The sequence below is a fragment of the Nocardioides nitrophenolicus genome (genome assembly GCF_016907515.1).
Classification (GTDB): domain Bacteria; phylum Actinomycetota; class Actinomycetes; order Propionibacteriales; family Nocardioidaceae; genus Nocardioides; species Nocardioides nitrophenolicus.
The window spans coordinates 1,945,689-1,968,120 of sequence record NZ_JAFBBY010000001.1; the positions used below are offsets into that span (position 1 = coordinate 1,945,689).

Annotated in this window: 20 protein-coding genes and 1 tRNA gene; 2 read left to right on the forward strand and 19 right to left on the reverse strand. The window is 71.2% G+C overall.

Annotated features, from left to right (window positions below):
- The first annotated feature begins 34 nt into the window (after positions 1-34).
- Positions 35-604 (forward strand): nitroreductase family protein, encoded by a 570-nt coding sequence (locus JOD66_RS09585; protein ID WP_204836652.1) that lies wholly within the window; start codon positions 35-37, stop codon positions 602-604.
- A 10-nt stretch (positions 605-614) separates the two neighbouring features.
- Here JOD66_RS09585 and JOD66_RS09590 read toward each other — a convergent pair whose 3' ends face one another.
- From JOD66_RS09590 to JOD66_RS09680, 19 genes are all read right to left on the reverse strand, one after another.
- Positions 615-1,496, reverse strand: coding sequence for a 5-oxoprolinase subunit C family protein (locus JOD66_RS09590; protein WP_204836653.1), 882 nt, complete (start codon positions 1,494-1,496; stop codon positions 615-617).
- Complete coding sequence (locus JOD66_RS09595; protein WP_204836654.1) at positions 1,493-2,104, reverse strand: 5-oxoprolinase subunit B family protein; 612 nt, start codon at positions 2,102-2,104, stop codon at positions 1,493-1,495. The genes JOD66_RS09590 and JOD66_RS09595 overlap by 4 nt, the downstream gene beginning before the upstream one ends.
- Positions 2,104-2,889 carry a LamB/YcsF family protein gene (locus JOD66_RS09600; RefSeq protein ID WP_239545161.1) on the reverse strand — a complete coding sequence of 262 codons (786 nt, stop codon included), beginning with the start codon at positions 2,887-2,889 and terminating at the stop codon, positions 2,104-2,106. Before JOD66_RS09600 ends, JOD66_RS09595 begins: the two co-directional genes overlap by 1 nt.
- Entirely contained in the window at positions 2,886-3,767 is an 882-nt protein-coding gene (locus JOD66_RS09605) for an alpha/beta fold hydrolase (protein ID WP_204836655.1), read from the reverse strand. Before JOD66_RS09605 ends, JOD66_RS09600 begins: the two co-directional genes overlap by 4 nt.
- Positions 3,768-3,821: 54 nt before the next feature.
- The gene (locus JOD66_RS09610) at positions 3,822-4,724 is read right to left on the reverse strand and encodes an ABC transporter permease (protein WP_204836656.1); all 903 of its coding nucleotides are present in this window, start codon (positions 4,722-4,724) and stop codon (positions 3,822-3,824) included.
- A gap of 5 nt (positions 4,725-4,729) precedes the next feature.
- Positions 4,730-5,758 (reverse strand): ABC transporter permease, encoded by a 1,029-nt coding sequence (locus JOD66_RS09615; RefSeq protein WP_204836657.1) that lies wholly within the window; start codon positions 5,756-5,758, stop codon positions 4,730-4,732.
- Between the two features lie 14 nt (positions 5,759-5,772).
- The gene (locus JOD66_RS09620) at positions 5,773-7,302 is read right to left on the reverse strand and encodes an ABC transporter substrate-binding protein (protein ID WP_204836658.1); all 1,530 of its coding nucleotides are present in this window, start codon (positions 7,300-7,302) and stop codon (positions 5,773-5,775) included.
- A gap of 7 nt (positions 7,303-7,309) precedes the next feature.
- Positions 7,310-8,383: an ABC transporter ATP-binding protein gene (locus tag JOD66_RS09625; RefSeq protein ID WP_204836659.1), complete on the reverse strand. Its 1,074-nt coding sequence runs from the start codon at positions 8,381-8,383 to the stop codon at positions 7,310-7,312.
- Positions 8,376-9,440 (reverse strand): ABC transporter ATP-binding protein, encoded by a 1,065-nt coding sequence (locus tag JOD66_RS09630; RefSeq protein WP_204836660.1) that lies wholly within the window; start codon positions 9,438-9,440, stop codon positions 8,376-8,378. The genes JOD66_RS09625 and JOD66_RS09630 overlap by 8 nt, the downstream gene beginning before the upstream one ends.
- 284 nt (positions 9,441-9,724) lie before the next feature.
- The gene (locus tag JOD66_RS09635) at positions 9,725-10,948 is read right to left on the reverse strand and encodes a CaiB/BaiF CoA transferase family protein (RefSeq protein WP_307823413.1); all 1,224 of its coding nucleotides are present in this window, start codon (positions 10,946-10,948) and stop codon (positions 9,725-9,727) included.
- Between the two features lie 52 nt (positions 10,949-11,000).
- The gene (locus JOD66_RS09640; RefSeq protein WP_204836662.1) at positions 11,001-12,095 is read right to left on the reverse strand and encodes a CaiB/BaiF CoA transferase family protein; all 1,095 of its coding nucleotides are present in this window, start codon (positions 12,093-12,095) and stop codon (positions 11,001-11,003) included.
- On the reverse strand, positions 12,092-13,309 hold the full coding sequence (locus JOD66_RS09645) for a CaiB/BaiF CoA transferase family protein (protein WP_204836663.1): 1,218 nt from the start codon (positions 13,307-13,309) through the stop codon (positions 12,092-12,094). The genes JOD66_RS09640 and JOD66_RS09645 overlap by 4 nt, the downstream gene beginning before the upstream one ends.
- Positions 13,310-13,330: 21 nt before the next feature.
- Positions 13,331-14,374, reverse strand: coding sequence for an NAD(P)H-dependent flavin oxidoreductase (locus JOD66_RS09650; RefSeq protein ID WP_204836664.1), 1,044 nt, complete (start codon positions 14,372-14,374; stop codon positions 13,331-13,333).
- Positions 14,371-15,567, reverse strand: coding sequence for an FAD-dependent monooxygenase (locus tag JOD66_RS09655; RefSeq protein WP_204836665.1), 1,197 nt, complete (start codon positions 15,565-15,567; stop codon positions 14,371-14,373). Before JOD66_RS09655 ends, JOD66_RS09650 begins: the two co-directional genes overlap by 4 nt.
- A gap of 31 nt (positions 15,568-15,598) precedes the next feature.
- Positions 15,599-16,627 (reverse strand): 2,5-dihydroxypyridine 5,6-dioxygenase NicX family protein, encoded by a 1,029-nt coding sequence (locus JOD66_RS09660; RefSeq protein WP_204836666.1) that lies wholly within the window; start codon positions 16,625-16,627, stop codon positions 15,599-15,601.
- 123 nt (positions 16,628-16,750) lie between these two features.
- On the reverse strand, positions 16,751-17,476 hold the full coding sequence (locus tag JOD66_RS09665; protein ID WP_239545163.1) for a GntR family transcriptional regulator: 726 nt from the start codon (positions 17,474-17,476) through the stop codon (positions 16,751-16,753).
- Between the two features lie 528 nt (positions 17,477-18,004).
- A complete protein-coding gene (locus JOD66_RS09670) occupies positions 18,005-19,225 on the reverse strand; it encodes a hypothetical protein (RefSeq protein ID WP_204836667.1) in 1,221 nt (406 codons plus the stop codon).
- Positions 19,226-19,551: 326 nt separating this feature from the next.
- Positions 19,552-20,790, reverse strand: a complete 1,239-nt coding sequence (locus JOD66_RS09675) for a Fic family protein (RefSeq protein ID WP_204836668.1) — start codon at positions 20,788-20,790, stop codon at positions 19,552-19,554.
- Positions 20,791-20,969: 179 nt separating this feature from the next.
- Positions 20,970-21,059, reverse strand: a tRNA-Ser gene (locus tag JOD66_RS09680).
- A 152-nt stretch (positions 21,060-21,211) separates the two neighbouring features.
- Here JOD66_RS09680 and JOD66_RS09685 point away from each other — a divergent pair.
- The gene (locus tag JOD66_RS09685; protein ID WP_307823414.1) at positions 21,212-22,426 is read left to right on the forward strand and encodes a GAF domain-containing protein; all 1,215 of its coding nucleotides are present in this window, start codon (positions 21,212-21,214) and stop codon (positions 22,424-22,426) included.
- Positions 22,427-22,432: the final 6 nt, after the last annotated feature.

Consider the following 22,432-nt stretch of genomic DNA (forward strand, 5'->3'; position numbering starts at 1 on the left):
GGCGGGACCGTAGGCCGGCGTGGATGAAGGCCGGATGAAGACCGGCGACGGCGTACGACGGGACAATGGCCGGGTGGACGACCAGGATCCCCTCGGCCGGGCGGCGCTGCGAGCGAGCCGCTGGTGGCAGCCGGACGCCGTCCCCCGCGAGGTCGTCGAGCGGATCGTCGACGGCGCGCGGTGGACCGGCTCGGCCCGCAACGCCCAGCCGTGGCGCTTCGTGCACGTCACCGACCCCGCCACCCGCGCGGCCCTGGCCCGGCTGGGCGGTTACGCCGGACCGGCGGCCGGTGCGCCGAGCCTGCTCGTCCAGCTGCACCACGAGCCCACCGCCCGCCGCGACACCCCCTTCGACCTCGGCCGGATCACCCAGACCGTCTGCCTGCTCGCCGCCCGCGAGGGTCTCGGCAGCTGCCCGGTGACCTTCTTCCCCGAGGCCAACGGCCGGGCCGCCGCCGACCTCGTCGGCGCCGACCCGGGCTGGCGCGCCGACCACGCCATCGCCCTCGGTCGCCCCGGGCCGAGGCCGGCGCGGACCGGCCCCAGCGCGATCCCCACCGGCCGGCTGCGGCTCGACGAGGTGCTGCGTCACCACCAGGCGTGAGCGCGCCGGGTCACCGGGTCGCCCGCCCCCGCGAGAGCCGGAAGCGGATGGTCTGCCCCGGCACGGCCTGTCCTGCCGCGTCGATCGCGGTGGAGTCGACGACGGCGACCACCGGATAGCCGCCGGTGACGGGATGGTCGGACAGGAACAGGATGGGCCGACCCTCGCGCGGCACCTGGATCGCGCCCTGGCCCAGTCCCTCGCTCAGCAGCTCGCGGTCCGCGTGGGTGTCGAGGGGGTCTCCCGAGAGCCGCAGCCCGATCCGGTTGGAGGTCGGCGTGACCGTCCACGCGGTGTCCAGCAGCCGCTGACGCGACTCCGTCGTCAGCCAGTCGGCCCGGGGGCCCCAGGTGAGGGGCAGCTCGATCGCACTGTTCGTCAGTCGCGGCCGCGGCGCCAGGTCGATGTCGGGCAGGGCGTTCGGGGAGGTGCCGACCCGGAGCACCACGCCGATCGTCAGGGGCGGCGGGCCGAGTCCGGACAGCACGTCCGTGGCGCCGGAGCCCAGCACCAGCCCTGGCAGCAGCCCACCGCGTACGGCCAGGTAGGTGCGGGCCCCGGCCCGCGGGGCGCCGAGCGCCAGCACGTCGCCGTCCCTCAGCCGCACCACGCTGTTGTGGGCGACCCGCTGTCCGTTGCGCCGCGCCTGGGCGGGGGCACCGGTCAGCGCGACGGTCAGCAGGCCACGCGCCCGCACCTTGAGGCCGCCGAAGGTCGCCTCGATGCCGACCGACGCCTCCGGGTTGCCGACCAGCCGGTTCGCGAGCCGCAGGCTGTCGCGGTCGGCGGCGCCGGAGCGCGGCACGCCCATGCTCATCAGGCCGGGCCGGCCCAGGTCCTGGGTGGTGGCCAACGGGCCCGCCTCGATGATCTCCAGGGCGTGCTCGCTCACGTGCGCTCCCGGAACCGGACCCGGTGGCCCGCGGGGATCAGCGCCGGCGACTCCCGGTCGAGATCCCAGAGCACGACGTCGGTGTGCCCGATGATCTGCCAGCCTCCCGGCGACTCGCGGGGGTAGATGCCGGTGAACGGCCCGGCCATGGCGACCGCGCCCGTGGGCACGGCGACCCGCGGCGACGCCCGGCGCGGGATCTCCCACTCGTCCTCACCGACCAGGTAGGCGAAGCCGGGCGCGAAGCCGGTGAACGCGGCGACCCAGGCCTGGTCGGCGTGACGGCGCACGAAGCTCTCGACGCTGAGCCCGACGGCGGACGCGGCGTCGGCGAGGTCGGGGCCGTCGTACTTGATCGGGACCTCGACCAACGGGGTCACTCTGTCGGCGTCCGGCGGGAGGGGGTCGAGCGCGGTGACCTCGCGGACGACGTCGTCCAGGGTGCGCAGCGAGACATCGACCTCGACCAGGATGGTCCGCGCCGCAGGGACCAGCTCGACGATGCCCGGTGGGGCGGCGGCCACGATCGCGGCGTGGTGCGCGATGACCTGGTGGACGTCGTCGAACTCCAGCAGGAAGGCTCGGTCGCCGTAGGGAAGCACGCGCATCACCCCATGGTCCGGCATGCGATGCCCATCTCGGTGAGCGCCGCGACGACCGAGCTCGCGATCCGCACCGCTCCCGGGGTGTCGCTGTGGACGCAGATGCTGGCCACGGCGAGGGGAAGCCAGTCACCGCCGATGTCGCGGACACCGCGCTCGCAACAGATCTGGAGCGCCTGGCTCGCCGCTTCACGCGGATCATCGATGACCGCACCGGGCTCACCGCGCGGGGCCAGGCGGCCATCGGCGAGATAGCGCCGGTCCGCGAATCCTTCGGGCACCACCTCGAGCCCCCGCTCCCCCGCTTGGCGGTGCAGCGCCGAGCCGGGGGCCGCGAGCAGCGAGAGGGTGGGGTCGAAGACCTCCATGGCGTCGAGGACCGCGCCCGCGTGCGCCGCGTCGGCGTGGTAGAGAGCTCCGTGCGGCTTCACGTACGCGACCCGCCCGCCCGCCGCGCGGGCGAACACCTGGAGGGCGCCCAGCTGGGCGAGCACCTCGTCGGCCAGCTCCCGGTGGTCGATACCGAGTGATCGCCGGCCGAAGCCCTGCCTGTCGGGGTAGCCGACGTGGGCGCCGATGGCGACGCCGCGCTCGACCGCGAGCTCGGTCGTACGCCGCATCGTCGACGGATCCCCCGCATGCGCGCCGCACGCGATGTTGGCACTCGTGACGATGTCGAGCAGCGCCTCGTCATTGCCGAAGGCCCAGGCGCCGTACCCCTCGCCGACGTCGCAGTTGAGGTCGATGGCCCGCACCGCCTCACCGGACGCGGTCGCGGCGAGGGCGCTCATCGCCTGCTCCGCACCGTCGCCCGGTCGTGCCGGATGAAGTCGAGGACCTGACGGTTGAACTCCTCCGGCTGCTCCGCGAAGCAGTGATGGCCGGCCCGGTCGATGACGTACATCCGGGTCGTGGCCTCGCTGCGGCGCAGCACCTCGAAGCTGTCGAGCCCGTCCTGGATGCCCACAGACGGATCGCCGACGCCCCAGACGATGAGCCGCGACTGATGCCCGTTGCCGGCGCGGTACCAGTCGAGCAGGTCGCTCTTCAGCGTCTCCATCTCGGCGTAGTAGGCCTCGGCCGCCTCGGCGAACTGCCGACGGGCGCGAGTCGCCTTGTCGGTGCTGAGCATGGCCCGGGCCTCCGCGACCCAGGCCGCGGTGATGTGCCCGTGTCCTACCGACAGCCAGCGCTCGTCGTCCTCGACCGTCTCGGGCAGGCCCTGGAAGTTCTGGATGGTGACCTTGCGCTTGGCGGCTCGCTTGGGCGCGAAGGAGGCACTGTTGACGACGACGAGCCGGTCGACGAGATCGGGCCGGACGCGGGCCAGGTGGGCCGCGACGAAGGCACCGCGGGACTGTCCGACGACGGTCGCGCCGGACACCTCGACGACATCGAGGAACCGCTCGACATGTGCGCAGATGCGGGACATCCGGTAGTCATCGATGCACGCGGGGTTGTCGGTCCAGCCGATGCCGAGCCGGTCGGGCGCGACCACCCGGTGAGTGCGGGCCAGGCCGGGGATGTTGCGATGCCAGATCGAGGCTCCGGTCGACCCGCGACCGGGGTCACCGCCGTGGATGAGGACGATCGGCGAACCGTCGCCCTGATCGACGTACGAGGTCTGGACGCCGTCGACGTCGACGGATCGACGGGGCAGGTCGAGCACGGGAAACATCTCCTGGTGGTGGATGGCGGTGGAAGGACGAGTAGTGCTGCCGGCTCAGCTGGCCGTCTCGGCGGGTCGTCGTGCGGCCGGGGTCGCTCGGCGGGAGCGGCGCCGCTTCGGGTCGAGCGCGGTCTGGACGACATCGCCGAGGACGGTGAAGGCGAGCGCGGTCAGCACGATCGCCAGTCCTGGAACCACCATCTGCACGGGCTCCTCCCTGATGAAGGCGTACGCCCGGGAGAGCATCGAGCCCCAGCTGGCCGTGGGGAGCTGGGCCCCCAGGCCGAGGAAGCTCAGGCTGCCCTCGGCGATGAGGCCGCGAGCCAGCAGGATCGACGACTGGACCAGCAGCGGCTGGATCGAGTTGGGGATCGCGTGGCGCACGATCAGATGGCGGTCGGTGCTGCCGAAGGTGCGCGCGGCGTCCATGTACGGCTCGCTCTTCAGGCTCATCAGCTGCGCCCGGATCAGGCGGGCGACCGTCGGCGAGAACACGATGCCGATCGCGACCATGGAGTTCAGCAGGCTCGGCCCCATCACAGCCGCGATGGCGATCGCGAAGATGAGACCGGGGAAGGACAGCAGGGTGTCCGCCAGCCTCATCAGCGCGGCATCGACCCAGCCGCCCAGATATCCCGAGGCGAGGCCCATGGGGAAGCCGACGACGAGCGCCGACGCCAGCGCGATCACAGCTGCCGTGACGGACACCCGCGATCCGTAGATGAGGCGGCTCAGCACGTCGCGGCCGAGGTCGTCGGTCCCCAGGATGTGACCGGAGGTGAACGGACCCAGCAGGGCGTCCGGACTCTGCTGGTTCGGGTGGTACGGCGCGAGGAGGGGTGCGGCCACCATCACCAAGGCCATGAACACCAGGAACGCGACGCAGAGCTTGCCGCGCCGGTCCTGGAGAATCCGGCCCAGCACCGCGGGAAGACGCAGCCTGTCTCGACGAGGCATCGGGCTCACCGCTTTCCGGAGGACATGCGTGGGTCGACGACCAGATACACCAGGTCGACGAGGAGGTTGGTCGCCATGACGAGGAGCACGGTGACGAGGACCACCGCCTGGACCACGATGTAGTCACGCTGGGTGATGGCGAGCATCACCGCGGAGCCGAGCCCGGGCAGCGCGAACAGCGTCTCCACCACGACGGATCCGCCGATCACCTCGCTCAGGCGCAGGCCCATGATGGTCACGATGGGGATGCCGGCGTTCTTCAACGCGTGCTTGAACACGATCGACACGGTCGAGAGCCCCTTCGCGCGGTGGGTGCGCATGGCATCCGACTCGAGCACCTCGATCATCGCGCTCCGGGTCTGCTGGCAGGCCTCGGCGGCGCCCGCCGCGCCCAGGGCCAACGCGGGCAGGGCGATCGACTTCAGCCCGGCGACGGGATCGTCGAAGGGCGAGACGTAGCCGGTCGCGGGGAACCAGGCCAGGCTGATCGAGAAGGCGAGGATCAGCATCATGCCGAGCCAGAAGCTGGGGATCGCGAGTCCCAGGGTGGACAGACCGGTGACGAAGCCGTCGATCCGGCTGTTCCTGCGCAGGGCCGCCAGCACGCCCAGAGGAACGCCGACCACCGCCATCACGATCATCGACGCCGCCGTGATGGTGAGCGTGACGGGAAGCCGCTCGGCCATGATCTGGTTCACCGAGATGCCGCTGACGGCGGAGGTCCCGAGATCGCCCTGCAGCACGTTGCCGAACCAGTGCCAGAACTGGACGTAGATCGGGTCGTTGAGCCCGAGCTGCTCACGCAGCGCGGAGATCGTCTCGGGTGAGGCGTCGTCGCCGGCCATCGCCGTCGCCACGTCACCGGGGATGAGCGCCTGGAGCCCGAAGATGATGATGCTCGCCAGGAGCAAGGTCGGCACGATCTGGACGAGGCGCAGTGCGATGCCGCGGCCGATGCTCGTGGCCCGCGCCAACGCGGCCCGCCGGGTGGCGCTGCCCCGAGGCAGCGCCACCGTGATCTGTGGGGTGGTCATGTCCGTGCTGCTTCCTACTGCTCGCGGTAGATCGTCGCGAACTTCGGGATGGTGACGATGCTGGGCGTGTATCCCTTGACTTCCTTGGTCATCGCGGCGGCGTACGGCGGATGCACGAGCTCGACGCCGATCGCGGCATCGGCGATCAGCCGCTGCGCCTCGAGCAGGTAGGGAAGCTGCGCGTCGCGGTCGTCGCTCGCACGAGCACCGTCGAGTGCGGCCTGCAGCCCGGGGATGTCGTACTTGCCGGCGTTCAGGTAGGCATCCGCCCCGTAGTAAGCCGTCAACGTGTCCGCGGCACCGACGCGACCCGAGGCGGCCGAAAGGCTGAGTGGGACCTTCTGCTCCTCGATGAACTTCGTCGTGGCCTCGGACTTGTCGAGAGGAACCAGCTCGAGGTCGATGCCCGCCTCGGCGAGCTGAGCCTGCAGCACCTCCGCCATCCGGGAGGCGACCGGGTCATTGCGCGTGATCATCTTGACCTTGATCCCACCCGCGTGTCCGGCCTCGGCCAGCAACTGCTTCGCCTTGGCGACGTCGTGGGTCTGGTCGGGGACGATGTCGGCGTTGTCGGCCCAGTGGTTGCTGGAGAAGATCGTCCATGCGGTCTCTCCGGTACCGCCGTAGATCGTCTTCAGGAGAGCATCGCGATCTACGGCGTAGTTGAGCGCCTGGCGCACCCGAACGTCGTCGAAGGGCGCCAGCTTGGCGTTGATGTAGATCCGGTCCGACTGCATGGTCAGCGGCTCGGAAACCTGGAAACGCGAGTCCGCCTTGATCGTCTTCAGGTCCTGGAAGGGAGGCTTGAAGATGAGGTCGACCTGGCCGGTGAGCAGGGCGTTCACGGGCGTGGCCCCGAGCGCCATGATCTTGAATTCGATGCGGTCGGCCCGCTTCAGGTCCGAGTTCCAGTAGCCGTCGTACTTCTTCACGACGATCTCCGCGCCATTGCGGGCCGAGACGAACTCGAACGGTCCGGCGCCGACCGGGTGCTCACCGAGGGTGTCGGCCTGTGCCGCCTTCGGCGAGACCATCAGGCCGGGCTTGCCGGCCAGGGTGGCCAGCAGCTCCGCATTGGGCTTGTCGAGGTCGAGCACCACCTCGTGGGTGTCGACGACCTCGACGCCGACAACGCCCTTGAGCTCCGCGGCCGAGGTCGAGCCCTCCTGCTGGGAGCGCTCGATGTTGAACTTGACCGCTTCGGCGTCGAAGTCCGTGCCGTCCTGGAACTTCACGTCGTCGCGGAGCGTCAGGTCCAGGGTCGTGGGCGTGGTGAACTCCCAGGACTCGGCGAGAGCCGGCTTCAGCTCGAGTGTCTCGGGGTCGTAGTCGAGAAGCGCGTCGTAGATCGTGTACTGCACGGGAAGGTCGGCGCCGGAGATCGACTTGACCGGGTCGAGGGAGCCTGGGTTCTCCCAGGCGATCCTCAACACACTGGCGTCCGATCCACCGCTGTCGCCGTCACTGCCACAGGCAGCGAGGGCGCCGACGAGGGCGACGGCAGCCGCAGCCGCGACCGTGCCCTTCCTTGCTCGCTTGAACATGAACTGATCAGCCTTTCTGGGGAGCTATCCCGAATGTCGGTGCGACGTGGTGGTGCGGCGGCTCCTCGGAGCCGTGGGTGGCAGCCGTCCCGTTGCCCTTGAGCCCTTGGAGGTGCAGCTCTCCGCCCAGATGGCAGGCGGCGGACTGGCCCGAGGAGAGTTCACGCAGCGGGGGTTCCTCCGCTGCGCACCTCTCGACGACGTAGCGACAACGCGTCCGGAACCTGCATCCTGAGGGTGGGTCAGCAGGGCTCGGGAGGTCGCCGTTGAGCACGATCCGCTCCCAGCCGGGCTCAGGGACGAACCGCGGCTGGGCGGAGATCAGTGCTTCGCTGTAGGGGTGTCGCGGCCGGTCGATCAGCGATCCGACGTCCGCCAGCTCGGCCAGTCGACCGAGGTACATGACGGCGACGCGGTCGGCCACGTTCGCGACGACACCCAGATCGTGGGTGATGAACAGGTAGGACAGGCCGAGCTCGCGCTGCAGGCGCTTGAGCAGCTCGAGGATCTCGGCCTGCAGCGCGACATCGAGCGCGGAGACGGCCTCGTCGCAGATGATGACCTCCGGCTCGAGGATCAGCGCGCGCGCGATGCCGGCGCGCTGCTTCTGGCCGCCGGAGAGCTCGTGCGGGTACCGCTCGGCGTGGTCCGGGTGGAGGCCGACCAGGGACAGAGCGGTGGCGAGCCGCTCGCGCTGGTCCGCCCTGGAGCCGCGGCGCTGGACGACGAGCGGCTCGGCGATGCTGTCACCGATCCTCATCCGCGGGTCCAGGGAGGCCGTCGGGTCCTGGAACACCATCTGCAGCTTGGGCCGCGCGGCGCGCAGGGCCGCGCCCTTGAGGGTCGCGAAGTCGGTGCCGCCCACCCTCGCATGGCCGCGGGAGACCGGGACGAGCTGCATCAGCGCCCGCGCCAGGCTGGTCTTGCCGGATCCGGACTCACCGATCAGGCCCAGGGTCTCCCCACGGTTGAGCGTGAAGGAGACGCCGTCGACGGCCCGGATCGGCTGCCCGCCGCCACGCGGCTTGTACTGGACCTCGAGATCCTGGACGACGAGCGCGGGGCTGGTCTCGTCACGCATGTGCCTCACTCCCGGGGAGGTCGAGCTCCTCGGCGCGGCAGCAGCGCACCAGCCGGTCCGCGTCACCGGCGGCGTGCAGCACCTGGGCCGAGGAACGACATTCGTCGGTGGCGAAGGCACAGCGCGGGTGGAACAGACAGCCCTCCGGCAGATGCCCGAGCTGCGGCACGCGGCCCGGGATCAGCTGCAGGGTGGCATGGCGTGCCTCCATCCTGGGGATCGACTGCAGCAGCGCCGAGGTGTACGGATGTCGGGGCGAGGCGAGGACGTCGGCGGCTCGCCCGGCCTCGACGGCCTCCCCGCAATAGAGGGTGACGACCTTCTCGCACAGCTCGGCGACGACACCGAGATCGTGGGTGATGAAGAGGACGGCAGTGCCCATCTCTCGGCTCAGCCGCCTGATCAGCTCGAGGATCTGAGCCTGGATCGTGACATCGACCGCCGTCGTCGGCTCGTCGGCGATCAACAGCCTCGGCTCGCAGATGAGGGCGATGGCGACCATGACCCGCTGCCGCATTCCTCCCGACAGCTGGTGGGGGTACTCATCGGCCCGTCGGGCCGGCAGCGGGATGCCGACGGCGTCGAGCATCTCGATCGCCAGCTGGCGTGCCTGCTTCTTGGAGATGTCGCGGTGCGCCCGGACCGTCTCCGCCAGCTGGTAGCCCACCGTGAACACGGGGTCGAGCGCGGTCATCGGCTCTTGGAAGACCATGCTGATCCGGTTGCCGCGCAGCCGGTTCATGGTCTTGGGCCTGGCACCCACCAGGTCGACGCCCTCGAACATCGCCTGTCCCTCGACGCGGTGCGGGATGCCGGGCAGCAGCTTGAGCAGGGCCAGCGAGGTCATGCTCTTGCCACTGCCGCTCTCCCCCACCATGCCGACGATCTCGCCGGGGTTGATGGCGAAGCTGACATCGCGAACGACGGTGACCGGGTGCGAGTCCGGGTTGAGCGTGACGGTCAGGCCTCGGACGTCGAGCAGCGGCGCGACCGGGGCGCCCGCCCCGTCGATCACCCGTAGTCCGGCCGGCTCGGCGACGGCGTCGCGCGGGTTCACGAGGACGACCTCGCGTGGTCCTCGCACGCGTGCCGGCCGGTGCCCCGCCGCTGTCCTGACTGGTGAGCCATTTGCACTCCCTAACCCGTGTCCTTACTCACAGGAGAGTAGCGTTCAGTCACCCGATCGTTCAACAATAACTGGAGAAAATCTCATAATGAGCGCCATCTGCGCTCGCGTCCATCTCGTTGTTCAACGAAACGCGAACTTTCATGGCCCGCAGACGAACGAGCCGGCGGCCACCCAGAGGTGACCGCCGGCTCGCCGAAGGAGCGCGACGCCGATCAGACGACTCCTGCGGCCCGCAGGCTCTCGATGTCCGCTGCCGCGAGCCCGAGGAGACCGGCCAGCACGGCCTCGGTCTGCGCGCCCAGCTCAGGGGCGGGCGCGGTCGGCGCCGGCGACGCTGTCAGCGTGATCGGCATGCCGACGGTCGTCAGGGGTCCCTGCGTCGGATGCTCGACCTCGACGACCATGTCACGGGCGATGAAGTCGGGATCGCGGATCACCTCGAGCGTGTCGTTCACGGCTCCGGCGGGAACGCCCTGCGCCAGCAGCTCCCGCATCACCTCGCGCTTGGTCCGGCCGCGGGTCCAGGCGGAGACGAGCTCATCGACGAGGTCGGAGTGCTGCCGGCGGGCGGCGGCCGTCGCGAAGCGGGCATCGTCGCGCAGATCCTCGCGTTCCATCGCGCGCAAGATGCCGTGCCACTGACGAGTGCCCTCGGGCTCGGTGATGATGGTGTAGATGAGGCAGTAGTCGTTCGCGCCGCCGGGAGCGCAGGGATACAGGCCCGAGGGAGCGCTCTGGTTGTAGGAGTTCCCGGTGCGCGCCGAGGCGACCTGGGTCTCGAGCGGCTGAGCGAACGCGACCCGGCACATGTTCGCGACCGAGTCCTGGAGATTGACCCTGACCACCTGGCCCAGCCCGGTTCGGGTGCGGTGGTGCAGCGCGGCCAGGATCCCCACCGCCGCGTGCAGGGCGGTGCCCGCGTCCGCCACGTTCATGCCGACCTTCGTGGGCGGGCCGTCCGGCGGACCGGTGAGACTCATCGCCCCGGCCGTGGCCTGCGCGATCGGGTCCACCGAGACGAAGCCCTCGAACTCGCCCGCTCCGAAGCCCTTCACCCGCGCATAGACCAGCGCCGGGTTGAGCTCGGCGACCCGCTCCTCCGAGAACCCGAGTCGCTCCATCGCCCCTGGACCGAAGTTCTCGACCAGCACGTCCGCCTTGCGCAGCAGGGCCTCCAGGACCTCGCGGCCGCGCGGCTCCTTCATGTCCAAGGTGAGCGACGACTTGTTCGCGTTGAGCAGCATCCAGCGAAGTCCGTCGCTCCCGTCGGGACGGCGGCGCGCGCGCCTGCCCTGCTCGCCACCGCCAGGTCGTTCGACCTTGATGACCTCGGCGCCGAGCCAGCCCAGGAGCTGGGTGGCCGCGGGGCCCGCCTCGAACTGCGACAGGTCCACCACGCGAACTCCGGACAACGCGCGCTCGGTGCCTGGTTCCACTGCTCATTCTCCTTCTGTCGACGCACCGCGGAAGCCCGCGGTGCGGGGTCGGTCAGGCCGGGTCCTGCTCGTGCGACCAGGCGCTCAGTACGGCGCCCGGATCCAGCGCACGCGCCGCGGCGCTGTCGACGCCCGTGGGCGGGGCGCCGTCGTACCGGATGGGCAGCGGGGGCTCGACCCGCCCGGACAGCGTCGTCGGCAGGAGGCCCCGGCCCACGAGGTGCGGATCTCGCCGCGCCTCCTCGGGGCTCAGGACCGGCGAGACGCAGGCGTCCAGCGCGCCGAACACGGTGATCCACTCCGCACGCGAGCGTCCGGCGATGATCTCGCCGAAGAGAGCGGTCAGCCGCGGCCAGTTCGCGCTGTCCCGCCGATCCGGGACGTCCTCGCCGGCGAGCCCGAGGCCCTCGAGGAAGCGCGCATAGAACTTGTCCTCGATGCAGGCCACGGCGATGTCGGAGCCGTCCGCCGTGGGATAGGTCCGGTAGAAGGGGCGCTCGAGCGGCTGCTGGTCGACCGGCCGCTCGCGGCGCGCCCAGAAGGGGGCGGTGAGGGCGACCGCGCCGTCGATCAGCGCGACGTCGACGACGCCGCCGGCGCCGTGCGCCCGGCGTACCAGACCGCTCAGGGCCGCCACCACCACCTGGTGCGCGCCGCCCGCGATGTCCGCGAGGATGGGCGGCGGGACGAAGCCGCTCCCGCCCGCCGGCGCCATGATGGAGAGCAGCCCCGAGGTGGCCACGTAGTTCAGGTCGTGTCCGGCGGACTGGGCGAGGACGCCCTCCCGGCCCCAGCCGGACACGCGGACGTAGACCAGCCCCAGGTTGAGGGCACAGCACTCCGGTCCGCCCAGGCCGATCCGGTCCATCACGCCGGGTCGGAAGCCCTCGATCAGGACGTCCGCCCGGGTGGCGAGCCCTTGAGCGAGGGCGAGATCCGCAGCCTGCTTCAGGTCGAGCTCCACGTAGGGGCGACCGGAGTCGGCCGCCGAGGGCGCCCCGGCGCCCGGTCGCACCACGCGCACCACGTCGGCTCCGAGGAGAGCCAGGGTGCGCGCGGCGTGCGCGACCGGCCCGGGCGCGCTGAACTCGATGACCTTCACGCCCACCAGCGGCGCCTGCGCGCGTGCCCCCTCGTCCTGGCTCACAGCACGCCCTTCGCCCGCAGCTGCGCGAGCTCGTCGCCCGACATCCCGAGCGCGGCGCCGAGCACCTCGTCGGTATGGGCGCCCAACAGGGGCGGGGCGACGTACGTCGTGGGCGAGTCGCTCATCCGGATCGGCATGCCGACCAGCTGGATGCTCCCCCGCTCGGGATGCTCGATCTCGAACACCATGCCCCGTGCGCGCAGGTCCGGATCGGTGGCCAGCTCGCAGGTGTCCAGTACCGCGCCGGCGGGCACACCATGCCTGGCGAGGGTCTCCATGACCTCGAGCTTCGGAAGCGTCCTCGTCCAGGCCGCGATCATCGCGTCGATCTCGTCGGCCCGGTCACGCCGCAGCTCCGGCGTGGCGTACGCCGGGTCTCCGGCCAGGTCTGCGCGGCCGATCACGTCGAGCAGGTTGACCCACTGGACGTGGCCACGCCCCGGCGCGCGCGAGGTGTAGATGAAGCAGTAGTCATTGGGTCCGCCCGGCGCGCACGGGTACAGGCCGGAAGGCGCACTGCGCAGCAGGTTGCGGTTGCCCGTCCGGGTCGCCGGCCGGCCACTGTCGGCCTGCTTCGCGAAGGCCATCCGCGACATGTTGACGATGGAGTCCTGCAGGTTGACCTCGATGAGCTGGCCGCGCTCGGTGCGGGCGCGCTGATGGAGAGCCGCCAGGATGCCGATGACCGCGTGCAGCCCGGTCCCGGTGTCGGCGAGGTTGGGCCCGGGCTTCATCGGGACCGCGTCGGGCTCGCCGGTGATGCTCAGCGCACCTCCGACCGCCTGCCCGATGGGGTCGAACGCCGGGAAGTCCTGCCAACGACCTGCTCCGAAGCCCTTGATCGAGGCGTAGACCAGGCGGGGGTTGATGTCTGCGAGGGTGGGGTAGTCGGCCGCCAGTCGGGCCGTCACGCCCGGAGCGAAGTTCTCGACGACGACGTCGGCCGTGCGCGCGAGACGGTGCAGGAGCTGCTGGCCCTCGGCGGTCGCGAGATTCACCGTGACGCTGCGCTTGTTCGCGTTCAGGTGCAGCCAGTGCTGGGAGTCGGCTCCCCCAGGCGAGACCGACGACGTCCGCCCCTGCTCGCCGATGCCCGGCTGCTCGATCTTGATCACCTCCGCGCCCAGCCAGGCCAGCAGCTGGGTGGCACCCGGCCCGGCCTCGAACTGCGTGAGGTCCAGGATCCGGACGCCCGTCAGCGCCTGCTCGTCCATGACCGTCTCCCTTCTCGGCGCCTATGCGCGTTCGGGTCCGTCGAAACCGGCGCCCAGCCGCTCGACGAGATCCGCCACGGTCTCCTCGGCCGCCATCATGCCGACGACCTCGCCGACCGCGACGCTGGCCAGCGCCTCGAGCTCGTGGTCGATGATCCGCACCAGGGTGTCGTGAACGAGCTGTGCCTGCAGCGGCGGCTGCAGCGGCGGCGGGGCTCCGTCCTCCTGCCACGCATCGGTCCACGCCGAGCGCAGCGCACGCTCGTCCTGTCCGGTGAGAGCCCGGGTCAGGCGGGCGTCGTCGGACGTCGCCGCGAGCAGCCGGCGGCGCAGCACCGCGGGCAGCCCGCTCTCCGTCGTCGTGAGCAGTGTCGAGCCGAGCCATACCCCGACGGCCCCGAGGGCGAGAGCCGCGCGCACCTGACGCGGGTCTCCGACCCCGCCAGCCGCGAGGACCGGTAGACCTCCGGCTGCGTCGACCACCTGCGGCACCAGCACCATGGTCGAGATGGAGCCGACGTGGCCGGCTGCCTCGGAGCCCTGCGCGACCAGGAAGTCGGCGCCGACGGCCCGGTGGTGCTTGACGTGGCGGGGCGAGCCCACCGTGGCGCCGTACAGGACATCGCCGGCGCGGATCAGGTCCCGCACCTCCGGCTCGGGAACACCGAGACCGCTCACGACCATCCGCGCGCCGCCGGCGACCGACTCCTCGACCAGCTCGGGGATCGAGCCGCGGGTCGGGTCCAGGTGGGGGGAGCCCTCGGTCGAGCCGGCCGGGATGTCGAAGCGACGCTGCAGCTGCGCCACGAAGTCCAGGTGTCGCTGCGGCAGTGGAGCGGGCAAGGAGCCGCCACCGGAGCGGAAGACGAGGTTGACGCCGTACGCCCCGCCGTCGGCGTGGTCGCGGATCCAGGAGAGCTCGGCGCGCAGCTGCTGCCGAGTCCGCCGCTTCGCCCCGAGGATGCCGACGCCGCCCGCCCGGGCGAGCGCCGCGACGACCTCCTTGTCCTGACTGAACCCGAAGACCATGGACCGCGCGCCGATCCGCTCCTGCAGCGGGCTCATCGCAGCGGGGCCGAGGTCGCGTCGTAGGAGAAGATCCAGTCGTAGTTCTTGGCCACCCGATCAGGTGACCACTGTCGCTCCATCTCGGCAACCGCGGTCTCCGGATCGGCGAGCAGCGGACTGAGCCGGTTGGCTCGCGTCTGGTTCGACGCCTCGACGATCCGTGTGGCGCGCGGCACGCGCGTGCCCTGGTACGCCGCCAGCGCCTCGGTGGTGTCCTCGATGTCGGCGAGGCACCGGGACAGGATCGCCGCATCCTCGATCGCACTGTTGGCACCCTGCCCCAGAGACGAGTGCATCGGGTGGCACGCGTCGCCGAGCAGCGCGACCGCACCGTCGACCCAGGTGCTCAGCGGATCGCGCAAGAACGAGCCCCAGCGCAGGGGTTGGTCGATGTTCGTGATCATCGCCTGGATGTCCGGGTGCCAGCCCGCGAAGTCGCCCGCCATCTCCTCGCGGGAGCCCTCCTCGGTCCAGGACTCCGACGACCAGCTCTCCCTCCGGGCGGTGCCGTTGAAGTTGAGGAGGGTGTTCCCCCGCACGGGGTAGACCGTGACGAAGTTGTCGGGGCCGACCCAGCCCGCGGACTGGTTGCGCGACGACTCGGGGACCCGGTCCATCGGGATCAGTCCACGCCAGTAGATGTAGCCGGTGAACCGAGGGTTGGCCGGGCCGAAGAGCTGATGCCGGCTGCGGGAACCGATGCCGTCGGCGCAGATCACGGCACGACCACGAGCCACCTCGCCGCCGGCCAGCATCGCCTCGGCGCCGGACGCCGACTGCCGCACCTCGACGCAGGCCCGACCGACGTGGATGGCCTCGGCATCTTGGGCCCGGACGGCGTCCACGAGGAGGCTGTGCAGGTCACCGCGGTGCATGAGGAGGTACGGCGCCCCGAACCGCTCGAGAGCGTCGGCGCCGTGCCCCGGGAGCGCCCAGGCCTGACCGGTGTTCCACAGGCGCATCTGCCGCTGGCCGGGCGAGCGTCCGGTGGCCCTCTCGAGTCCCTCACCGAGGCCGAGCCACTGCATGACCCGGGCGCCGTTGGGCGTGAGATGCAGTCCGGCGCCGACCTCACGCAGCTGGTCGGCTCGCTCGTACACCCGGACCACCTGTCCCTGGCGCATCAGCGCCAGGGCCGCGGTCAGGCCGCCGATGCCGGCGCCGACGATGACGATGGGCTGTCGTACCACGTTCGCTGTCCTTCCGGCCGACGGCGCGAGCTCAGAAGACGCTCTCGAGCTTCGCCAGCTCGGGGTGGACCAGGGCGCCGTCCTTGACGATCTGCTCCCCGGAGATCCACAGCGACTGCTGGGTGATCACCCCGTCGGGGTGGTTCTCGCCGCCGCCCTCCTCCCACCACGGGATGCCGAAGCCAACCGCGTTGGTGCCGGCGACGCGGATGTCCTCCACGAAGCAGGAGCCGGTACGACGCGCGTACGGGTGCAGCGCGTGGGAGAAGTGGATGATCGACCCGTAGCCGTCCCCACCGCTGGCTCGGTTGAGGGCACGCTTCATGACGCGCAGGTCCTGCCCGCCGCCGGACAGACCCGTGATCTTGCCGTCGACATCGATGACCAGCGGCTGATGGGCGACGGTCATGTACTCGTGGAAGGCGGCCTCGAGCACGACCCGGCCCCGCACGCTCTCGGGGAGTGGGTGGATGACCGCCGAGCCCAGCGGCGTGAAGGTGCCCGATCCGTCCATGACCCGCGGCTTCGCCGTCGCCGGCTTGGTGAGCGTGAAGGTGACGTCGGTACCCACGGGCGTGGTCACCCGCGCTTCCTCGCCCTCGCTGGCAGCGATGAACTGGTCGACCGCAGCCTGCAGGGCATGGATGTCGTCGTAGTTGGGATGGTCGAAAAGGCGCACCAGCGACGAGGAGGTGAGCCCGGCGAGCGACAGCATCCGGACCCGGCCGGTCTCGAGCGCCGCGATGTGCGGTCCGGAGCCACTGAAGTAGGGGAAAGTGAGGTCCAGCCACACGTCGCAGTCTTTGACCGCGGCCGCCACCGGCGCCGGGATGTAGGGGTCGGCGAGGGCGCCCTGGAAGGGCATCTGCGGCACCTCCATGACGGTCGGCCGGGCACCGACCACCGACGCCGCGCCGGCGAGCACGTGGGCCGCGCGCGGGTCGGTCGCGTCGTCGATGGTGATGATGACCTCCTCCCCCGCCTTCGCCGCCATCAGGTCCCTCAGGACGAAGTCGCTCGCCCGCGCCAGGCGCGTGGTGTTGGTCGCAGAGTCGCTCATGGTCTCCTCGTTTCTGGTCGTGCGCAGGGCGCGGCCGACCGCTGTGGGTGTCGATGCGTGCCCGGCCGACGGCCGGGTGTGGAATTCGGTCGCCGTATGCGACCGACGTGGTAGGAGCCGGGACTAGGTTCCGCTGGCTGTCAGGGGCACGTCGTCCAGGCTCGACAGGGCGTCGAGGAGCTGGCTCTCGGCGCGCTCGGAGTAGGAGCGCAGCGCGTCCCCGGCCTCGTCCCAGCGCCCCTGCTCGACGAGTTCGCAGATGCGCACGTTGTCGGGCAGGTAGGGAGAGAAGAAGTCCTTGATCGGCTGCATCACGTGGAAGGCGAGCCGCAGCTCGGCCATCAGCTGGCTCATGACCTCGTCGACCCGAGAGTTTCCGGCGAGGCCGGCCAGGGCTTGGTGGAAGGCCGCGTTGGCGGTTCCGACGTCGACCCACTCCTCCTTGACCGCGGACGTCAGACCGGCGTTGACCGAGTCGCGGAGGACGGCGGTGTCGGCCCCACCCGCCGCGCGGGCGGTATCGATGGCGGAGAGCTCCAGGGTCAGCCGGAGCTGGTAGATCTCTCGTACCGCGGCGGCGTCCAGCTCCCGGACGAACACGCCCCGGTTCTTCTCGTGCTTGAGGAGGCGGTCGTGAGCGAGCAGCCGGAATGCCTCGCGCAGGGAGTTGCGCGACACGTCGAGCGAGGCCGCGATGGCCTCCTCCGACAGCCGGACGCCGGGCTGGATCTGCCCCTGGATGATCCGCGACCGCAGCACGCTCGCGATCTGCTCGGCGACGCTCTCGCCGTCCTCCCGCTGCAGGCCGGTCATGCCGTCGAGCCAGCGCTCCGCCACCACGTCACTCATCACTCCTCCTTCGTGGCGCACATTACAGGGCTCTGACCCTTTGTTCAACAATCCTGAAGGGATCCGACCGCATTTGCTGCTCGTACGCCGCCTCCTACCACGTAGGACAATTGATCGTTGAACAATCCAGAGGTCCTCGGTTAGCCTCGATGGCGAACATCCCGCTGCCGCTGACTGGAGGCGATGCCATGAGCGCGGATTCCGATCGACCTGTTCGAGGCCAGACCCTGGGAGCCGAGGGCGCCACGGCGCTCTTCCTCGTCGTCCGCGTCGTCCGCCCGGTGCCCATGCCCACGCTCGACCACGAGCCGCTCGTTCCGCGTCGTCCACCTTGGTGCGGCGAGCCGGCTGCTGCCACCGGGACCGCCTGCGTCGCTGGCGCCTGGTACCTCGACGCCCCGACCGGGCTGCTCCTGCGCTGCACCCGCGCCGGCAGCGGCGTGCTGCGCGTCGGCGACCGACCACTCGCCCGAACCCGCGGACCCCGCGTGCGAGCGCGGGCGGTCCTGCGGACCTCGCAATCCGCGGCTAGCGCACCACCCGCCAGCTGAACCGCGCCGGCGTGGGGTCGACATTGCCGGCGGCATCCGTGGCGGTGATGGTGACCTTGTGCTTGCCCCGCTTGAGCTTCTTCACCCGGTACGGCGACGCGCACGCCTTGGGCTCGCGCTTGTCCAACCGACAGGTGAAGGTGACACCGGGCTCGGAGCCGAACGTGAACCTCGCCCTGGTGGCGCTGGTCCTCTTCTTCGGATGCTTGTGGATCGTCGTGTCGGGCGGCGTGGTGTCGGGCGGCGTCGTGTCGGTGGCGCAGACCGCGAAGACCTGGTTCGTGCGCGCCTGGGTGCTCGAGCTCTGCCCGTACGCCGACCAGCCGCGGCCGACCGCACCCGACCCGATGCCGTCGAGCTCGGCGATCGAGGTGAACGGCCCCATCAGCGCGACCCGGTCCTCGGCGTCGTACGCGCCGGCGTTGCCCTGTCCGCCGGACAGGGCGCGGCTGCCGGCGGGGCAGGCGACGGCGGCGCCCCCGGCCTGGTTGTCGGCCATCGGTAGGGTGTAGCTCGTCGAGCGCACCACCGCGTCGGAGGCCGCGGAGCAGACGGCGAAGAACCGGTCGCCGTACGCCGGGGTCGAGTCGACCACCGTCCGCCAGCCGACCGCGACCACGCCGTCGCCGGCATAGCCAGGCCCTGGACCGACGGGACCGGTCTGGTGGAGCGGGTTCGCGACCTCGGTCCCGGGAATCGCGGTGTCGTTGATCTTGCCGACCCCGCCGCCGATCGCCCGGCTCCCGGCCGGGCACGGCACGACGACGTCGAGCGTCCCCGACTGCGCCGGCTGCGCCGCGGCCAGCACCGCGTCGGAGCCCGCCGAGCAGATCACGAACGCCTTGAAGGTCTGCGGCCTCGGGCCGAAGTTGCCGACGCTCACCTGCCAGCCCCGGGGGACGTCGCCCGCGTCGGTGGAGCCCGCCAGGCCACTGCCGTCGACGGGCGCGGAGTAGAAGACCCGGTAGATGTCCACCGTGAGCGAGGCGGGCGGTGTCGGCGCCGCCCCACCACCGGTGGCCCGCATCCCCGCGGGACACATGACCGTGCTCATCCCCTGCTGGTCGGTCGTCGAGAGAGTGAAGGACTGCGTCACGACGACGGCATCGCCACCAGGCGCCGCGGAGCCCGGAGGTGCGGGCACGAGCACCACCGGGGACAGCACGAGAGCCGCAGCGGCCAGCAGGGCGCGTCCCATCCAGCGATGGTCACACGCGGGGGTGGGGACGACAACGCTCGTGGTCCGGATTTAACCGGGCCCACGTCCAGCACGGATCCGGGCGCGCACCTCTCGCCGCTACCAGCGCTCGTACCAGTGCCAGACACGCTTGTTGGTGACCTTGGGGCTCTCGTCCCAGCCGCAGGCTGCCTGCGCTGTCTTGCCTCGCCCGACCCACGGCCCCACCGGGCATCACCATGGCCCATGACCGGTCTGCCATGCCTCGTCGTCGACCGAGCAGCGCCCGCTGGGCAGTCGGGGTGGCGAGGGTCAGGTCCCGGCCGCCGGGGTGGATGCGCGTACGGTCAGGCGGGACGTCGGCGGGCGCGGGCTGCGAACGCGTCGAGTGCCTCGATGACAGCGTCGGCCCTCCAGACGACGTTGCGCCTGCGCTCGTCTCCCTGCTCGTTCTTGACCTGCACGATGCCCGCGTCGGCGAGCTGTCCGAGGGCGCGGTCGGCCGCCGGTTGCGATACGCCTGTCTGCTGCTGCACGAGCTTGGAGGTGACCGCGGGTTGGGAGAGCAGGATGGGCAGGATCCTCCAGGCGACGGAGTCGCGGCGCGCGGTGAGTCGGTCCCGCCACCGGTCGTTGATGTCGTGCAGATCGGCGGCGAGCCGGCGGCCGTTGACGATGGCTGCCAATGCGGCTTCGTTGAAGCGGGTGACGATGGGGTTGGGGTCGCCAGCACGGTAGGCAGTGAGCGCATCGAAGTAGGTGCTGGTATCCGAGAGCAGTCCTGCCGACACCGGGACGGTGGTGCGGGTCGTGGCGTTGCCGTGCTTGAGCATGGCGTGGACGAGGGTGCGTCCGGTGCGACCGTTGCCGTCGTTGAAGGGGTGGATGGTCTCGAACTGGGCGTGTGCGACGGCGGTGTGCGCCATCAGGGGCAGGTCGGTGCGGTGGACGAACTCGCAGAGATCGTCGATGGCGGGTTCGACTCGGGCGTGGTGGGGCGGGACGAAGGCGGCATCGTGGGGCGAGGCGTGGTGTCCGCCGATCCAGACCTGCACGTCGCGGTAGGCGCCCGGACTGGCGTGGTCTTGCCCGCGCATGAGCGCCTCGTGGACAGCGAGGATGGCGTTCGGGGTGATGTGGTCGGCCAGGTCGATGGCACGTTCCATCGCCTCGACGTTCGCGACGACCAGTTTGGCGTTCGAGCCGTGCTTGGCCAGGCCGAGCTCGGCCAGGGCGAGGGCACGCGAGCCTGCGGTGATGTCCTCGATCTGCGAGGACGACGTGGACTCGGTGCGCAACAGGACGGCGGCGAGTGGCGCGAACTCTCCGGGGAAGGTGGCACCCAGGTCGGCGTCGAATCGGGTGATCTCGGCGCGGGCGTCCTCCGCGTCGGCTACCACGTCGGGGTCGAGCACGAAGGGCATCGTGGCGATCGCGGGCGGGACGGCGGCTCGGTAGGGCCGTCCGATGCGGGCGCGGTCGCGTCGGAGCATCATCTGGGGTGGCGTCTGCGGGTTCCAGTCGTGCTCCTCCCAGCGCAGAGCGAGTTCGGGCGAGGCGGTGGCGTCATCCGTGGGCGTCGGCATCGTTGCCTCCTCTCGTCCGTTGGATAACGTTAGCACCTTATCGTTATCTAAGACTGAGTGCTGGACAACGTTCGCCACCTCGCGGCTTCTCCGCCGCGCACCACCAAGGCGCCGGAAATGACAAGGACCCGGACCCACATCCGTGGGTCCGGGTCCTGCAGATGTCCTGCGACATCAACTGGCGGTGACGGAGGGATTTGAACCCTCGGTGGACTTGCGCCCACAAACGCTTTCGAGGCGTTCTCCTTAGGCCGCTCGGACACGTCACCGCGGGAGACATTACCGGAGCGGCGACGACGGTCCGAATCCCGGTCCCCGCCGGGCGCACCGGCGGGGCCGATGCAACCTGGTTGCAACCTCTGTGCGTCATCGTCGTCGGGAGAGACGCTCGTCACGTGGGACAGACCCTGGGAGAGACATCGTGGCCCCTGCCCTGATCGACAGCCCGGCGCGCGGGATGCGCGCCGAGGTCGCCGCGTCCTGGGAGCGGTCGGCGGCGGCCGGCGTGGACGTCACGCAGCGGGAGGCGCCGATCGCGCTGGAGACGCCGGACCTGCGCGGCCAGCGGGAGGCGCATGCCCTGGCGCGGGTGTTCCCGCTCCTCGACGACGTGCTGGGGCGGGAGGTGCGCGACTGCGGGGCGGTGATGGCGCTGGCCGACGCGGAGGGCACCCTGCTGTGGGTGTGCGGTACGCCGGAGCGGCTGCGCGAGGCGGAGCGGATCGGGTTCGTGGAGGGCAGCAACTGGGACGAGCGGCTCGCCGGCACCAATGCGCCGGGGCTCGCGCTCGCGACCGGACGCGACGCCTTCATCACCCGCGACGAGCACTTCCGCTCGGCGGTGCGGTCCTGGAGCTGCGCGGCGACCCCGATCCACGACCCCGGGACCAGCCGGGTGCTGGGGGTGCTCGACGTGACGGGCGGCGACGCGCTCGTCGTGCCGCAGACGATGGCGATGGTCCGCGCCGCGGCGCGCCTCGCGGAGGCCGAGCTGGCGCGCCAGGCGCCGCCGCCGGCGCGCGGGGACCGCGACACCGGCCTGCGGATCGTGCTCGAGCTGCTCGGCCACGACGAGGCGCTGGTCACCGTCGACGACGGTCGCGGCCGGCTCTCACGACTTCGGCTCTCGCGCCGCCACAGCGAGATCCTCGCGCTGCTCGCCTCCTGCCCCACCGGCCTCAGCGGCGACGAGCTCGGCGTGCTCCTCTACGAGGCGGACGGCGGTACGTCGACCCTGCGCGCCGAGCTGAACCGGCTCCGCGGCCTGTTGGGCGACGAGCTGCTCTCCTCCCGTCCGTACCGGCTCGCGGCGCCGGTCACCGGCGACTGGCTCGCGGTCGAGGCGCAGCTGGCGGCGGGCGACCTGCGCGCCGCGATGCGTGGGTACGGCGGACCGGTGCTCCCCCGCTCGACCGCGCCGGGGGTGGTGCGCCTGCGCGAGTCGCTGGCGGCCTCGTTGCGGCAGGCGCTGCTCCGCTCGGGCGCACCCGACCTGTTGTCGACCTGGACCCGCTCGGGCTGGGGCCGCGACGACTACGACATGTGGCTGGCTCAGCGGGCCGTCGTCCCGGTCTCGTCGCCGATGCGGGCGCTGGTCGACGGGCAGCTCGCGCGACTGGACGCCGAGCTGCGCTGAGTCCGA

Bases quoted from the DNA above. Each gene is read 5' to 3' on its own strand.
- JOD66_RS09585 (WP_204836652.1), top strand. From the start codon at position 35: ATGAAGACCGGCGACGGCGTACGACGGGACAATGGCCGGGTGGACGAC.
- JOD66_RS09595 (WP_204836654.1), bottom strand. From the start codon at position 2,104: ATGCGCGTGCTTCCCTACGGCGACCGAGCCTTCCTGCTGGAGTTCGAC.
- JOD66_RS09600 (WP_239545161.1), bottom strand. From the start codon at position 2,889: ATGAGCGCCCTCGCCGCGACCGCGTCCGGTGAGGCGGTGCGGGCCATC.
- JOD66_RS09610 (WP_204836656.1), bottom strand. From the start codon at position 4,724: ATGCCTCGTCGAGACAGGCTGCGTCTTCCCGCGGTGCTGGGCCGGATT.
- JOD66_RS09615 (WP_204836657.1), bottom strand. From the start codon at position 5,758: ATGACCACCCCACAGATCACGGTGGCGCTGCCTCGGGGCAGCGCCACC.
- JOD66_RS09620 (WP_204836658.1), bottom strand. From the start codon at position 7,302: ATGTTCAAGCGAGCAAGGAAGGGCACGGTCGCGGCTGCGGCTGCCGTC.
- JOD66_RS09625 (WP_204836659.1), bottom strand. From the start codon at position 8,383: ATGCGTGACGAGACCAGCCCCGCGCTCGTCGTCCAGGATCTCGAGGTC.
- JOD66_RS09645 (WP_204836663.1), bottom strand. From the start codon at position 13,309: ATGGACGAGCAGGCGCTGACGGGCGTCCGGATCCTGGACCTCACGCAG.
- JOD66_RS09650 (WP_204836664.1), bottom strand. From the start codon at position 14,374: ATGAGCCCGCTGCAGGAGCGGATCGGCGCGCGGTCCATGGTCTTCGGG.
- JOD66_RS09660 (WP_204836666.1), bottom strand. From the start codon at position 16,627: ATGAGCGACTCTGCGACCAACACCACGCGCCTGGCGCGGGCGAGCGAC.
- JOD66_RS09665 (WP_239545163.1), bottom strand. From the start codon at position 17,476: ATGAGTGACGTGGTGGCGGAGCGCTGGCTCGACGGCATGACCGGCCTG.
- JOD66_RS09670 (WP_204836667.1), bottom strand. From the start codon at position 19,225: ATGGGACGCGCCCTGCTGGCCGCTGCGGCTCTCGTGCTGTCCCCGGTG.
- JOD66_RS09675 (WP_204836668.1), bottom strand. From the start codon at position 20,790: ATGCCGACGCCCACGGATGACGCCACCGCCTCGCCCGAACTCGCTCTG.